The organism is Lederbergia citri (assembly GCF_018343625.1).
Taxonomy (GTDB): Bacteria; Bacillota; Bacilli; order Bacillales; family Bacillaceae_C; genus Lederbergia; species Lederbergia citri.
The window spans coordinates 1158519-1172977 of sequence record NZ_JAGYPG010000001.1 but is presented as its reverse complement, the minus strand read 5'-3'; the positions used below and the strand labels follow the sequence as shown (position 1 = coordinate 1172977).

Annotated in this window: 13 protein-coding genes; 12 read left to right on the top strand and 1 reads right to left on the bottom strand. The window is 37.6% G+C overall.

The window, feature by feature from the left end; genetic code table 11:
* The first annotated feature begins 249 nt into the window (after window positions 1-249).
* The 8 genes from KHA97_RS05935 to KHA97_RS05900 all read left to right on the top strand — a co-directional run bounded on the left by KHA97_RS05935 (window position 250) and on the right by KHA97_RS05900 (window position 9324).
* Window positions 250-864: a hypothetical protein gene (locus tag KHA97_RS05935; protein WP_213123780.1), complete on the top strand. Its 615-nt coding sequence runs from the start codon at window positions 250-252 to the stop codon at window positions 862-864.
* A 9-nt stretch (window positions 865-873) separates the two neighbouring features.
* A complete protein-coding gene (gene dxs / locus KHA97_RS05930) occupies window positions 874-2766 on the top strand; it encodes a 1-deoxy-D-xylulose-5-phosphate synthase (RefSeq protein ID WP_213123779.1) in 1893 nt (630 codons plus the stop codon).
* A 3-nt stretch (window positions 2767-2769) separates the two neighbouring features.
* Window positions 2770-3591, top strand: coding sequence for a TlyA family RNA methyltransferase (locus KHA97_RS05925; protein WP_213123778.1), 822 nt, complete (start codon window positions 2770-2772; stop codon window positions 3589-3591).
* A 291-nt stretch (window positions 3592-3882) separates the two neighbouring features.
* Window positions 3883-4332 (top strand): transcriptional regulator AhrC/ArgR, encoded by a 450-nt coding sequence (gene ahrC, locus KHA97_RS05920; RefSeq protein ID WP_213123777.1) that lies wholly within the window; start codon window positions 3883-3885, stop codon window positions 4330-4332.
* Between the two features lie 17 nt (window positions 4333-4349).
* Window positions 4350-6044 carry a DNA repair protein RecN gene (recN, locus tag KHA97_RS05915; protein WP_213123776.1) on the top strand — a complete coding sequence of 565 codons (1695 nt, stop codon included), beginning with the start codon at window positions 4350-4352 and terminating at the stop codon, window positions 6042-6044.
* Between the two features lie 109 nt (window positions 6045-6153).
* Entirely contained in the window at window positions 6154-7440 is a 1287-nt protein-coding gene (gene spoIVB / locus KHA97_RS05910) for a SpoIVB peptidase (RefSeq protein ID WP_213123775.1), read from the top strand.
* Between the two features lie 246 nt (window positions 7441-7686).
* On the top strand, window positions 7687-8472 hold the full coding sequence (gene spo0A / locus KHA97_RS05905; RefSeq protein ID WP_213123774.1) for a sporulation transcription factor Spo0A: 786 nt from the start codon (window positions 7687-7689) through the stop codon (window positions 8470-8472).
* A gap of 126 nt (window positions 8473-8598) precedes the next feature.
* A complete protein-coding gene (locus KHA97_RS05900) occupies window positions 8599-9324 on the top strand; it encodes a glycerophosphodiester phosphodiesterase (RefSeq protein WP_213123773.1) in 726 nt (241 codons plus the stop codon).
* A 30-nt stretch (window positions 9325-9354) separates the two neighbouring features.
* On the opposite strand, the gene KHA97_RS05895 is transcribed toward KHA97_RS05900, so the two are convergent.
* Window positions 9355-9600 (bottom strand): DUF2627 domain-containing protein, encoded by a 246-nt coding sequence (locus KHA97_RS05895; RefSeq protein WP_213123772.1) that lies wholly within the window; start codon window positions 9598-9600, stop codon window positions 9355-9357.
* Window positions 9601-9742: 142 nt separating this feature from the next.
* Between KHA97_RS05895 and bcd the strand changes: the two genes are divergently transcribed.
* The 4 genes from bcd (at window position 9743) to KHA97_RS05875 (ending at window position 14448) form a co-directional block, all read left to right on the top strand.
* Entirely contained in the window at window positions 9743-10840 is a 1098-nt protein-coding gene (gene bcd, locus KHA97_RS05890; RefSeq protein ID WP_213123771.1) for a branched-chain amino acid dehydrogenase, read from the top strand.
* Window positions 10841-10997: 157 nt separating this feature from the next.
* On the top strand, window positions 10998-12425 hold the full coding sequence (gene lpdA, locus KHA97_RS05885) for a dihydrolipoyl dehydrogenase (protein ID WP_213123770.1): 1428 nt from the start codon (window positions 10998-11000) through the stop codon (window positions 12423-12425).
* A gap of 28 nt (window positions 12426-12453) precedes the next feature.
* Window positions 12454-13449 (top strand): thiamine pyrophosphate-dependent dehydrogenase E1 component subunit alpha, encoded by a 996-nt coding sequence (locus KHA97_RS05880; protein WP_213123769.1) that lies wholly within the window; start codon window positions 12454-12456, stop codon window positions 13447-13449.
* Between the two features lie 15 nt (window positions 13450-13464).
* Window positions 13465-14448: an alpha-ketoacid dehydrogenase subunit beta gene (locus tag KHA97_RS05875; protein ID WP_213123768.1), complete on the top strand. Its 984-nt coding sequence runs from the start codon at window positions 13465-13467 to the stop codon at window positions 14446-14448.
* Window positions 14449-14459 lie beyond the last annotated feature (11 nt).

Below are 14459 nucleotides of genomic sequence, written 5' to 3'. Positions count from 1 at the left end.
ATCAGGTTAAAGGTTGCTGAGGAAATCTCCTAGACTGTTCCTTTGGACATAATATGAGGATTATAGTGCGGACTAAGTGGCAATCCAGTCTGGCAGCTGGTGACACTGCCAAGATGAGTTTAAAGGGAAACCTCCATGATGGCGACATCTGGTACTTGTCTGGGAAAACCTACTGGACCTAAGCCGTAATTTTTACTCTTATTATGACCATCCAACCTTAATTCCAGGAAAATGGTGACAATTTCGTTTATGAAAGAACTTGTAAATAAATCAATTAGATGGAGTTTTACAATAGCCGTTATCACATTTGTGCTAGCGGCTATTTTTTCAATAGTTTCTACTATGGTCTTGCATGGTGTGTCATGGACTTTTGGACTTCTTGTTGTTCTTTTCATTGTCCTTATAGGAATCATTTTTGATATGATAGGGATAGCTTCGACCGCTGCTGATGAAACACCTTTTCACTCAATGGCCGCTAGAAAGGTTTATGGAGCGAAACATTCTATACGAATCGTAAGAAATGCAGACCGATTCTCTAATTTCTGTAATGATGTAATTGGAGATATATCAGGAATCATTAGTGGAACAGCAACAGCACTCGTGATTATTCAAATATTAACTAATATGGAACTTTCAAAAAATTCTACTTTTGAATATGGGATTAACGTTGGTTTGACGAGTTTAATCGCAGCTGTTACAGTAGGTGGGAAAGCATTCGGTAAATCATTTGCGATTAAATATTCAAGAGATATAATATTTCAAGTAGGTAAATGTTTACATTTTCTAGAGGAAAAATTTCACATCACCATCATTAAGGACAATAAAAGAAAAAAAACAAAGAATAATTCCAAAAAACGAAAGTGAGTGGTCCTTTTGGATCTTTTATCAATTAAAGACCCTTCATTTCTTAAAACAATGAATATTACAGAACTTGAGGTATTAAGCTCTGATATTAGGAAGTTTCTCATTGAAAATTTATCTAAAACTGGTGGACATATTGGACCGAATTTGGGTGTGGTGGAACTAACCCTTGCACTCCATAAATGCTTTAACAGTCCAAAAGATAAAATATTATGGGATGTTGGCCATCAATCGTATGTCCATAAAATATTGACAGGAAGAGCAGGGCAATTTGATAGCCTCAGACAATATAAAGGACTTTGCGGTTTTCCGAAAATGTCCGAGAGCATTCATGATGTGTGGGAAACAGGTCATAGTTCGACTTCGCTCTCCGCAGCAATGGGAATGGCAATTTCTCGCGATATAAAAGGAGAATCCAATTTTGTCATCCCAGTCATTGGAGATGGAGCTCTTACTGGTGGAATGGCGCTGGAAGCTCTAAATCATATTGGAGATAGCCAAAAAAATATTACGGTTATTTTGAATGATAATGAAATGTCTATTGCACCAAACGTAGGTGCTCTTCATAACGTACTATCTAAATTAAGAACAGCCGGTAAATATAAATGGGCTAAAGACGAACTGGAGTATTTATTGAAGAAAATACCTGCAGTTGGAGGAAAGCTGGCTGCGACTGCTGAAAAAGTAAAAGACAGCTTAAAGTACCTACTTACTTCAGGGGTATTTTTTGAGGAAATGGGATTTACTTACTTCGGCCCAATTGATGGACATGATTTCAATGATTTATTTGAAAATTTTCAGTATGCTAAGAAAACGAAAGGTCCTGTCCTTCTTCATATCATTACGAAAAAAGGAAAAGGGTACAGTCCAGCAGAGGACGATCGAATTGGCACATGGCATGGTATCGGACAATATAAAATTGAAACGGGAGATGTCATCAAATCTGTTAATTCGGCCCCTTCTTGGAGTTCGCTTGTCAGTGAGACGGTTCGAAAGCTAGCTCGAGAAGATAAGAGGATTGTCGCTATTACACCGGCAATGCCTGTCGGATCAAAACTAGAGAAATTTGCAGAAGAATTTCCAGATCGTTTTTTTGATGTCGGTATAGCCGAGCAGCATGCAGCAACGATGGCGGCTGGGCTCGCAACACAAAAAATGAAACCATTTCTTGCAATATATTCGACATTTTTACAGCGCGCATATGATCAAGTTTTACACGATATATGCCGGCAAAATTTAAATGTTTTTATTGGCGTTGATCGAGCGGGCCTTGTTGGTGCAGATGGAGAAACCCATCAAGGTGTCTTTGATGTTTCCTTTTTAAGACATTTGCCTAATATGGTGATAATGATGCCTAAGGATGAAAATGAAGGACAACATCTCGTCTATACAGCTTTGAAATATGATGAGGGTCCTATTTCGATGAGATTCCCTCGGGGTAACGGCTATGGTGTTCCAATGGATAGCAAATTGAAAGAAATTCCAATTGGGACATGGGAAATTCTTAAAAAAGGCAAGGACGCTACAATCCTTACATTCGGAACAACGATCCCGATGGCAATGGAAGCAGCTCTCATGTTGGAAAAACAGGGTGTATCCGTTCAAGTTGTCAATGCTAGATTTATTAAACCACTAGATGAAAAGATGCTTTATGAAATATTTAAGACGGGAATGCCAATATTAACGATTGAAGAGGCTGTTTTACAAGGTGGTTTCGGAAGTGCCATATTGGAATTTGCGCATGATCAAGGGTTCCACCATTCGATCATTGACCGTGTTGGAATACCAGACAAATTCATTGAGCATGGAAGTGTCAATGAACTATTAAATGAAATTGGAATGACCGCTGATAAAATTGCTGTAAAGCTTCATTCTATGTTGCCAGAGAAGAAAAAAAGGGCGTAACGTATGAAAATCAAAAAACAAAGACTTGATATTTTATTAGTTGAAAGAGGATTAAGTGAGACTCGAGAAAAGGCTAAAAGGGCTATTATGGCTGGAATCGTCTTTTCTAATGAATCAAGACTTGATAAGCCGGGTGAAAAGGTAAACGAAGATATTCCCTTGCAAATCAAAGGAAATATTTTACCTTATGTAAGTAGAGGTGGACTAAAGCTTGAAAAAGCATTGAAAGAATTTAATGTTTCAGTTCAAGATAAGATTTTGCTTGATATAGGAGCCTCTACAGGCGGATTTACAGACTGTGCATTACAAAATGGTGCCAAATTGTCTTATGCGCTCGATGTCGGTTATAATCAACTTGCTTGGAAACTAAGAAACGATCCGCGAGTTGTCGTTATGGAAAGAACTAATTTTCGATATGTCACTCCATCCGATTTTATTAATGAAATGCCTAATTTAGCAACTATCGATGTATCATTCATATCCTTAAGGCTAATTCTTCCAGTGTTAAAGCACTTGCTCTGCAACAATAGCGATATCATAGCTTTAATTAAGCCGCAGTTTGAAGCGGGAAAAGAGCAAGTGGGAAAAAAAGGGATTGTTAGAGATCCTAAAATTCATGAAGAAGTGATTAACCGGATTAAGGATTTTTCCCTTGAGGAAGGTTTTGATGTCAAGAATCTTTCTTACTCACCGATCACAGGCGGAGAAGGAAATATTGAATTTTTAATGCATTTATACTGGTCTTCTGAATCTTCGGGTATAGATCATCTTAAAGTCCCGATTCATGATATTGTTAAGGAAGCACATGCACATTTAAAAAATTAAAACATGTAGGGCACTCCAAAGGGCGTGTTGACAAGAATGTCCACACCCTAAGGATTGCCCTTTTTATAATTAAAGAAAGTATGGATCTGTTTTTTTAAGCTAAGACCATTATTGCCAAGCGGAAGAAGCCATCGACTAGCAAATTTCTTGTCCCTTCCCTACAAAAAGTCAAAAAGACCTGAAGTTTGTACGTAGAAGGGCAAGGCGCTTGCGCTTTTCTTATGTCAATACTTATAATATGTATAAGACAGTATAAAAATGCACGTGAATAAGATAAGGATGGGGAACTTTATGACAAAAGGGCAGCGCCACATTAAAATTCGTGAATTGATTGGAACAAAAGAAGTCGAAACACAGGATGAGCTAGTCGAATATTTAAAAAATGACGGTTACAACGTAACACAAGCCACGGTTTCAAGGGATATAAAAGAACTTCATCTCGTTAAGGTTCCGTTGCCTGATGGGAGATACAAATATAGTTTGCCTGCGGATCAACGATTTAATCCACTTCAAAAATTAAGGCGGGCTCTTACTGATTCTTTTGTTGGTATAGATTTTTCACAAAATTTACTTGTTATGAAAACCCTTCCTGGAAATGCTCAAGCGGTCGGTGCATTAATAGATCATCTTGATTGGTCAGAAATAATGGGAACTATTTGTGGAGATGATACGTGTCTCATCATATGCCGAACGAATGAGGATGCGGTTGCAATAAATAAAAAGTTTATTGATATGTTGTAGGAAGCGGGGGATTACTCTTGTTACAAGAGCTATCTATCAAGAATTTTGCTATAATTGACCAAATCTCTGTCTCCTTTGAAAAAGGTCTAACCGTACTTACTGGTGAAACTGGAGCAGGAAAATCCATCATAATTGACGCATTACATTTACTTGTTGGTGGGCGTGGTTCAGTGGAATTTGTTCGTCATGGAGAAAATAAAGCAGAAATCGAAGGCTTATTTTTTCTTGATGATCATCATCCGTGCTATAAAAGAGCGGCGGAATTTGGCATTGATATCGAAGAAGGTATGCTGATTCTTAGACGTGAAATATCAACTAATGGAAAAAGTATTTGTAGAGTAAATGGAAAACTTGTCACGATTTCTACCTTACGAGAAATTGGGAGTACTTTAATTGATATACACGGTCAGCATGAGCATCAGGAATTAATGGACGAGACTACCCATCTTTCGTTATTAGATCAGTATGGAAGTATTGAAATAAGGCCAGCATTGCAAAATTATCAGGAAATATATAAACAATATGATTCGACGTTAAAGAAAATACAGCAACTTAAGCTTAATGAACAACAGATGGCACATCGGCTCGATTTATTGCAGTTTCAGCTTCAGGAAATTCGTGACGCTGATTTAAAAATGAATGAAGATGAGTTATTAACAGATGAGAGAAGACAGCTTAGTAATTTTGAAAAAATATTTGCTTCATTAAAAGCAGGATATGAAGGTCTGCAGGGAGAAAGGCATGGCCTCGATTTCATTAGTCATTCCATGAGTCATTTGGAAACAGCTGCTGACTTAGATAAGCAATATGAAAATGTGTTGGAATCGGTCTCAAACAGTTATTACTTATTAGAGGATGCAGCAGTTAAGCTAAGAAGTGAACTAGACCGCCTTGAATTTGATCCTGAACGATTAAATGTCATTGAGGGAAGATTAAACGAAATTAATCAGTTGAAAAGAAAATATGGATCCACCGTTTCAGAAATCCTTGAATACGGTTCATCCATTGAAGAAGAAATTGAAATGCTTACGAACCGTGATGCTCGTATTGGAGAACTTCAATCCAAACTTTCATCTTTAGAAGAAGACTTGGTTCTTGAAGGGAATCAACTGAGTTTTTTAAGAAAGAAATGGGCAAAAAAATTAACAGCTGCAATCCATAAGGAATTAAAAGAACTATATATGGATAAAACCATTTTTGAGCCGATTTTTATTAAGGATGCAGATAATCATTCAGAATTTGGCAAAGATGGATTGGATGAAGTCATATTCTATATTTCAACAAATCCCGGAGAACCATTAAAACCTTTATCAAAGGTAGCATCAGGTGGGGAATTATCTCGAATGATGTTAGCACTAAAAACAATTTTTTCAAAGCACCAAGGTATTACCTCCATCATCTTTGATGAAGTCGATACAGGAGTAAGTGGTAGGGTAGCACAGGCCATTGCTGAGAAAATTTATCAAGTATCAAAGCATTCTCAAGTGCTTTGTATATCGCATCTCCCTCAAGTTGCAGCAATGGCAGACACACATGTCTTAATTTCAAAAGAAGCTATAGCAGGAAGAACGAGAACAACATTAACCATATTAGGAAAAAATGAAAAAGTTTCAGAAATTGCTCGAATGATTTCTGGCGTGGAAATAACGGATTTAACAAAAAAACATGCTGAAGAATTACTAGATATTGCCTATACTATAAAAATAACTTGAAAAGCTATCCTTCATTGGACAGCTTTTTTCCTTGCTTCCACTTATAAATGAGCCTAAAGCAGGCTAAATTATAATTGTGGGCTAGAAAGCGAGGAGAGTGATCAAAAGGATGTTTGAAATTGTACGAAAAATAACAGGTGGAATTCTCCTTGTTTCACTTCTAATGCTTATTGTATATAAGCCATTTCAACAATATATGCGTATTCCAAGTCATATTACTTTGTTTGAAGGACAACAATATAACATTTCAAAAGCAAGTGCAGTAAATGTTTCGACACCTTCATCAAGTGAAAATATTGAATTTGAGGAAAGTAAGCATGCAATAGCAGTACAAGGAAAACAAGTCGGTAAAGATACAATGTTTTTAGAAATGGCTGGTTTTCCTGTAAAGCAAGTTGATGTAAATGTCTTAAAGGATTTTAAAGTTTATCCTGGCGGCCAATCAATTGGAGTGAAACTTAATACTTTAGGTGTACTCGTAGTCGGACACCATTTAGTATCCGCCAAAAATGAAAAACAATCACCGGGTGAAGAAGCCGGGATTAAAGTTGGAGACATAATAACGAAAATAAACGGAACAAAAATTAATCATATGGCTGAGATCGCTTCATTAGTAAATGAGGCTGGGAAACAGGGGGTAAAACTCGAAATAACGATTCAAAGAGGTAAGGAAACAATCGATACAACACTAGACCCAAAGCTTGATGAAAAGGATAAAACATATAAATTAGGGTTGTATATTAGAGATTCAGCTGCTGGTATAGGTACGATGACCTTTTATGATCCGAAAACAAAAAAATACGGAGCTTTAGGTCATGTCATTTCCGATATGGATACAAAAAAGCCAATTGTAGTAGATAATGGACAAATCGTAAATTCGACAGTCACCTCGATCGAAAAAGGGAAAAATGGAGCACCGGGAGAAAAATTGGCTCGTTTTTCCTCAAATAAAAATGTGATCGGAAATATTAAAACGAATAGTCCATTCGGAATTTTTGGTGAATTGAAGCATAACATTTCGAATGGGATAATAGACAAACCGATGCCTATCGCTTTGTCAAACCAAGTGCAAGAAGGACCCGCAAAAATTTTGACGGTTGTGGAAGGGAATAAAGTGGAACAATATGACATTGAGGTTGTTAGCACCATTCCGCAAAAATTTCCCGCTACAAAAGGAATGGTTATAAAAGTAGTCGATCCGAAATTACTCAGTAAAACAGGTGGAATCGTTCAAGGAATGAGTGGAAGTCCAATTATACAAAACGGGAAAATCATTGGTGCGGTTACCCATGTCTTTGTAAATGACCCAACATCGGGCTACGGTGTTCATATAGAATGGATGCTTCACGAAGCAGGAATTAATATTTACGGGAAAAAGTTAGAAAAAGCAAGTTGAGGGTGTTCGCCCTCTTTTTTTTATGGTTTAAATAAGCCATAATAAGGTAAATAAAGAATATTCGACAAAGTGAATATGTTTTTATCTAAGACTGTCGAAAAACGGAGTAAATGGAAGCAAATTTAAGATTTTATAATAGTTTTTATTTATTTTGAAAAAATTTAAAGGAATTTAATCATCTTTGGCGTATTTATCTATTAATGACATTTTTATGAATTATTTTTGGAACATAGGAGGAAATGAACAGTGAAAAAAATCAAAGTTTGTATTGTGGATGATAATCGAGAGTTAGTAGGATTGTTGGATGATTACATCTCATCTCAAGAAGATATGGAAGTTGTAGGTACGGCACACAATGGCCAGGATTGTTTGCAATTAGTAGAAGAAACGAATCCTGATGTTTTAATATTAGATATTATTATGCCGCATTTAGATGGTCTAGGTGTGTTAGAGCAACTGCGTGAATCGAACGTCTCTTTTCCAAATGTCATCATGCTTACTGCGTTTGGCCAAGAAGATGTAACGACAAAAGCTGTAGAACTTGGGGCATCATACTTTATTCTTAAACCATTTGATATGGAGCATCTAGCCAATCATATCCGCCAAGTTAGTGGAAAAGCAACTCAAATTAAGAGAAAAACTCAAACAGCGGCAAAAGGTCAATCAGAAGCAAAACCAAGAAATCTAGAGGCAAGTATCACTTCCGTCATTCATGAAATCGGTGTACCTGCTCACATTAAAGGGTATTTATATTTAAGGGAAGCGATTTCTATGGTTTACAATGATATTGAATTACTCGGTTCCATTACCAAAGTCCTTTATCCAGATATTGCAAAAAAATTCAATACAACAGCAAGCAGAGTTGAAAGGGCAATCAGACATGCGATTGAAGTAGCATGGAGCAGAGGAAATGTTGATTCCATATCTTCTTTATTTGGTTATACTGTCAGTATGTCGAAGGCAAAACCTACAAATAGTGAGTTTATTGCTATGGTTGCTGATAAACTTCGCCTTGAACATAAGGCTTCATAACCATTTCCTTAAAAAACCTGTCCTTAACAATGAGGACAGGTTTTTTTAATTTTAAATGGAAAATTATTATCATCTTATACAAATGCACGGTATGATGGTAATATACACAATTAGGCGGTGACATAGATGACAATTATTTTAGCACATCGAGGGTCAGCAGGAACACATCCAGAAAACACGATGGAATCATTTATTGCGGCTCAAGAATTTGGAGCTGATGGAATAGAACTTGATGTACATTTAACAAAAGATGGAAATATTGCAGTGATACACGACACTACAGTTGATCGGACGACCGATGGAACTGGCAGAGTGGTTGATTTTACAATGGATGAATTAAGAAAGTTGAAAGCAAATTATCACTATAAGCATTTTTTTAAAAAAACTGCAAGAATCCCGTCATTAAGGGAAGTATTTGAATGGATGCAAGGAAATGATTTAATTTGTAATATCGAATTAAAGAATAATGATCTTTCATACGAAGGATTGGAAGAAAAAGTAATCGCTTTAATTAAGGAATTCGGGTATGAGGAACGAATTATTATTTCTTCTTTTAATCATTATTCGCTTGTTTATATCGTAAATAATTGGCCCGACATTGAGACTGCGCCTCTCTACAGTGACCTTTTATATAAGCCATGGGAGTACGCAAAGTGCTTGGGAGCGAAAGGGATTCATCCGAAATTTAAAGCTCTCACGGATACAATTATAAAAGCAACGATGGAAGAAGGGATTGCGGTTAGACCATATACGGTCAATAAGGAACGAGATATAAATAGACTTTTACAAATAAATTGTACGGCTATCATTACTGATTTTCCTGAAAGAGCAGTAAAGCTGAGAGGTAAATAAAAAAGCGGAGCTTGGCGATGGCCAATGCTCCTATAGACGTTTTTGATGTTTAAAACGTTCTTGTACTTTATTTCTTTTTCGGTCTCGATGTAAAACAAAGCCAGCTATAAAACCTAGTCCTAATACGAAAAAAATAAGTCCAGCAAGAAACTGTAACCACAAATATGGAAAAGGGGTAAGGAGTTTTCCAAATAACATATCCCTCATTAGTTTAATTCCATATCCCGAAAGAATACCGGGTATTAATAATAACAGTAATGCAATGAATCTTCCCATTAACCTTTTTCGACTCCTTAAATGTATGTCTAAAAAAATCATATAACAACAGTAAGATTTGTCAAGGAACATCCTTTTCGTTACAATGTAATTAGGATTAGGTATCATGATAAGGTCATAAGGAATAAAGTGGAGGTACAAAATGAAAATCTTTGAATATATGGGGAAGTATGATTATGAACAATTGTTATTTTGCCAAGATGCAAAGTCTGGTTTAAAGGCAATTATTGCCATCCACGATACAACTCTAGGTCCTGCACTTGGTGGTACTCGGATGTGGACATATGAAAATGAAGAAGCAGCTATTGAAGATGCTCTACGGTTGGCAAGAGGAATGACTTATAAAAATGCTGCTGCAGGGCTAAATCTTGGCGGCGGTAAAACAGTTATTATAGGTGATCCAAAGAAAGATAAAAATGAAGAAATGTTTCGTGCTTTCGGCCGTTTTATTCAAGGATTAAATGGTCGATATATTACTGCGGAAGATGTAGGCACTACTGTTCAAGATATGGATATTATTCATGAGGAAACTAATTTTGTAACAGGAATATCACCAGCGTTTGGCTCGTCCGGCAATCCATCTCCAGTCACTGCATATGGCTGCTATGTCGGAATGAAAGCTGCTGCAAAAGAAGCTTTTGGATCGGATTCTTTAGAGGGTAAAACTGTAGCTGTTCAAGGTGTAGGAAATGTGGCATTTGAGCTTTGTCGTTATTTACATGAAGAAGGCGCAAGTCTGGTAGTAACTGATATTAATAAAGATGCAGTAAATCGTGCTGTAGAAGCCTTCCAAGCGAAAGCAGTTGACCCTAATGATATTTATGCGGTTGAAGCAGATATTTTTTCTCCATGTGCTCTCGGTGCTGTCATTAATGATGAGACGATACCTCAATTGAAAGTAAAAGTCATTGCAGGCTCAGCCAATAACCAGCTGAAAGATACTAAGCATGGTGATAAAATACATGAAATGGGAATTGTATATGCTCCAGACTATGTTATAAATGCGGGTGGAGTCATTAATGTAGCAGACGAGCTATATGGATATAATAAAGAGCGTGCACTTAAAAAAGTTGAAACCATTTATAATAATGTTGCAAAGGTAATTGAAATATCCAAGCGTGACAGCATTCCAACATATGTTGCCGCCGACCGAATGGCAGAGGAAAGAATTGAAAAAATGCGGAGTTCTAGAAGTCAATTCCTTCTAAATAATAAACACATTTTGGCTAATCGAATCTAAAAGCATGTTTGGTTGTCTGTATAAGCTGTCCTGAAAGCTGGATAATTCCCCGAAGTAATGGTGGAGAGAGCAAAGCGCTTAAGGACAGCTTCTTTTATGGATAGAAATAGCTCCAACATGATTTGACCCAGCCTGAAGTTAAGTGGAGGGATAAAATTTGGCACATGAATATGATCTTGTAATCCTCGGTGGGGGAACGGGTGGCTATGTAGCAGCTATTCGTGCATCACAGCTCGGATTAAAAACGGCAATAGTCGAAAAGGAGAAAATAGGCGGAACATGTCTGCATAAAGGATGTATTCCAAGTAAAGCATTGTTAAGAAGCGCTGAAGTTTTCTCTTTAACAAAAAAAGCAGAAGAATTTGGAGTTTTGGCAAGTGATATTGAGCTAAACTTTAAAAAGGTGCAAGCAAGAAAATCGAGTATTATTGAGCAACTGTATAAAGGTGTTCAATACTTGATGAAACAAGGAAAAATAGATATATACAATGGCTTTGGAAGAATATTGGGTCCTTCTATATTTTCACCGATCCCTGGGACAATCTCTGTAGAAATGTCGGATGGATCGGATAATGAGATGTTGATTCCGAAAAATGTTATTATTGCAACTGGATCTCGTCCAAGCACTTTGCCTGGATTAGAGATTGATGGAAGTCAGGTAATAACTTCTGATGAAGCAATTGAATGGGATGAGCTGCCTAATTCAATCATTATTATTGGTGGAGGCGTTATTGGAATTGAATGGGCGTCAATGCTATCTGATTTTGGTGTGGATGTGACAGTTATTGAATATGCAGAACGTATCCTTCCAGGGGAAGATGAAGAAATTTCCAGGGAACTGACGCATCTTTTACAAAAAAAAGGAATCAATTTAGTGACTAGCGCCAAGGTATTATCGGAAACAATGGAGAAATCGGATAAAGCGGTAAAGATTACAGCAGAGCTCGGTGGAAAAGAAAAAACTTTTTCTGCTGATAAGATTCTCGTCTCCGTTGGCAGAAAGCCAAACACTGATAATATTGGTCTTCAAAATACTGATATTCAATTTCTTGATAATGGGTCAATTAAAGTAAATCCATCATTGCAAACAAAGGAATCTCATATATATGCCATTGGTGATGTAATCGGTGGTCTTCAATTAGCGCATGTTGCTTCACATGAGGGAATAAAAGCTGTGGAACATATAGCAGGTTTAAATCCTGATTCAATTGTGTACGAAAATATCCCTAAATGTATATACAGTTCGCCGGAAGTTGCAAGCGTCGGTTTGACTGAGAAAGAGGCGAGGGAAAAAGGCTATAATGTTAAAATAGGCAAATTTCCATTTAAAGCTGTTGGCAAAGCACTTGTCGTTGGAAATGCGGACGGTTTCGTGAAAATTGTTGCAGACGACATTACCAATGATATTTTAGGAATACATATGATTGGCCCTCATGTAACAGATATGATTTCTGAAGCAGGGCTTGCTCGTGTACTGGACGCTACTCCATGGGAGGTAGGCAACAGCGTCCACCCACATCCAACATTAAGTGAAGCAATTGGAGAAGCGGCATTGGCAGTAGATGGACTATCCATTCATATTTAAGTAGCTAACCGTACAAGGAGGGATTAATATGACATTAAATCGACATGCTGAATTAGGTCTCAGCGATCAACAAGTATTAGATATGTACGAAATGATGCTACTCGCTCGCAGAATTGACGAAAGAATGTGGCTGTTAAATCGATCTGGAAAAATACCTTTCGTGATTTCTTGTCAAGGTCAGGAAGCAGCTCAAATAGGTGCAGCATTTGCTCTTGATAGGGAAAAGGATTATATCCTTCCATACTACAGAGATTTAGGTGTTGTTCTAACGTTTGGAATGACCCCTACCGAAATAATGCTTTCTGGATTTGCAAAGGCGGAAGATCCAAACTCAGGAGGACGCCAAATGCCTGGGCATTTTGGGCAGAAGAAAAATAGGATTGTAACGGGTTCATCACCTGTAACAACTCAAGTTCCTCATGCAGTTGGTATTGCACTGGCTGCAAGAATGGAAAAAAATAATATTGTATCGTTTGTTTCTTTTGGTGAAGGCTCCTCAAATCAAGGGGACTTCCATGAAGGATTAAACTTTGCAGGAGTCCATAAACTACCTGTAGTCTTTTTATGCGAAAATAACCAGTATGCAATCTCTGTACCTATTGATAAACAGCTTGCATGCGCAAAAGTTTCTGATCGTGCGATAGGGTATGGCATGCCAGGAGTAACGGTGGATGGGAAGGATCCGCTTGAAGTTTATAAGGTAATGAAAGAAGCCGTGGACAGGGCTAGACGTGGTGAAGGTCCAAGCCTAATCGAAACAATAAGCCATCGGCTAACCTCCCATTCCTCAGATGATGACGATCGCAGTTATCGAACTGAAGATGAATTGACAAAAGCTCGATCAGAGGATCCGATTCAGCTATTTGAAGCGTATTTGCGCGATAACGGATTATTGGATGAGCAGGTGAAAAAAGAGATAAACGATCGTATCATGAAACAAGTAAACGAAGCGACGGACTATGCGGAGAAAGCTCCATATCCAAATCCTGAGGATGCTTTAACATTCGTATACGCTACGGAGTAATGGGGGGAATATACAATGGCTGTTATATCATATATTGAAGCTATCACTACAGCTATCCGTGAAGAAATGGAAAGAGATGAGAAAGTTTTTATTCTCGGTGAAGACGTAGGGAAAAAAGGTGGGGTTTTTAAAGCAACTCAAGGGCTTTACGAACAGTTTGGCGAAGAGAGGGTCATTGATACTCCACTTGCCGAATCAGCAATCGCAGGTGTGGGAATTGGTGCAGCTATGTATGGGTACCGCCCCATTGCAGAAATGCAATTTGCTGATTTTATCATGCCTGCCGTCAACCAAATTATTTCGGAAGCAGCAAAAATTAGGTATCGGTCAAATAACGACTGGAGCTGTCCTTTAGTCATTAGAGCACCTTATGGAGGGGGAATCCACGGAGCCCTTTACCATTCACAGTCTGTTGAAGCTATGTTCGCTAATCAACCCGGATTAAAAATTGTTATGCCTTCAACTCCTTACGATGTTAAAGGTTTATTAAAAGCTTCCATTCGTGATAATGATCCAGTACTTTTCTTTGAGCATAAACGTGCTTATCGACTTATAAAAGGTGAAGTGCCTGATGATGATTATGTTCTCCCAATTGGAAAAGCAGATGTAAAGCGTCAAGGAGATGATATAACAGTCATCACATACGGACTTTGTGTACATTTCGCTTTACAAGCTGCCGAGCGTCTTGCTCAAGATGGAATTGAAACACATATCTTGGATCTACGGACAGTCTATCCACTTGATCAAGAAGCGATTATTGAAGCAGCATCTAAAACAGGAAAAGTATTGCTTTTAACAGAAGACAATAAAGAAGGAAGTATCATGGGCGAGGTTTCTGCTATTATTGCCGAGCATTGCTTATTTGATCTTGATGCACCAATTATGAGGTTGGCTGGTCCGGATGTTCCTGCCATGCCATATTCTCCTACATTAGAAAAGTTTTTCATGGTAAACCCTGAAAAGGTTGAAAATGCCATGAGGGAGCTAGCTGAATATTAAGCCGTACTTAT

Coding starts and splice junctions, on each gene's coding strand:
- KHA97_RS05935 (WP_213123780.1), top strand. CDS start 250: ATGAAAGAACTTGTAAATAAATCAATTAGATGGAGTTTTACAATAGCC.
- KHA97_RS05925 (WP_213123778.1), top strand. CDS start 2,770: ATGAAAATCAAAAAACAAAGACTTGATATTTTATTAGTTGAAAGAGGA.
- ahrC (WP_213123777.1), top strand. CDS start 3,883: ATGACAAAAGGGCAGCGCCACATTAAAATTCGTGAATTGATTGGAACA.
- spoIVB (WP_213123775.1), top strand. CDS start 6,154: ATGTTTGAAATTGTACGAAAAATAACAGGTGGAATTCTCCTTGTTTCA.
- KHA97_RS05900 (WP_213123773.1), top strand. CDS start 8,599: ATGACAATTATTTTAGCACATCGAGGGTCAGCAGGAACACATCCAGAA.
- KHA97_RS05895 (WP_213123772.1), bottom strand. CDS start 9,600: ATGGGAAGATTCATTGCATTACTGTTATTATTAATACCCGGTATTCTT.
- bcd (WP_213123771.1), top strand. CDS start 9,743: ATGAAAATCTTTGAATATATGGGGAAGTATGATTATGAACAATTGTTA.
- KHA97_RS05880 (WP_213123769.1), top strand. CDS start 12,454: ATGACATTAAATCGACATGCTGAATTAGGTCTCAGCGATCAACAAGTA.
- KHA97_RS05875 (WP_213123768.1), top strand. CDS start 13,465: ATGGCTGTTATATCATATATTGAAGCTATCACTACAGCTATCCGTGAA.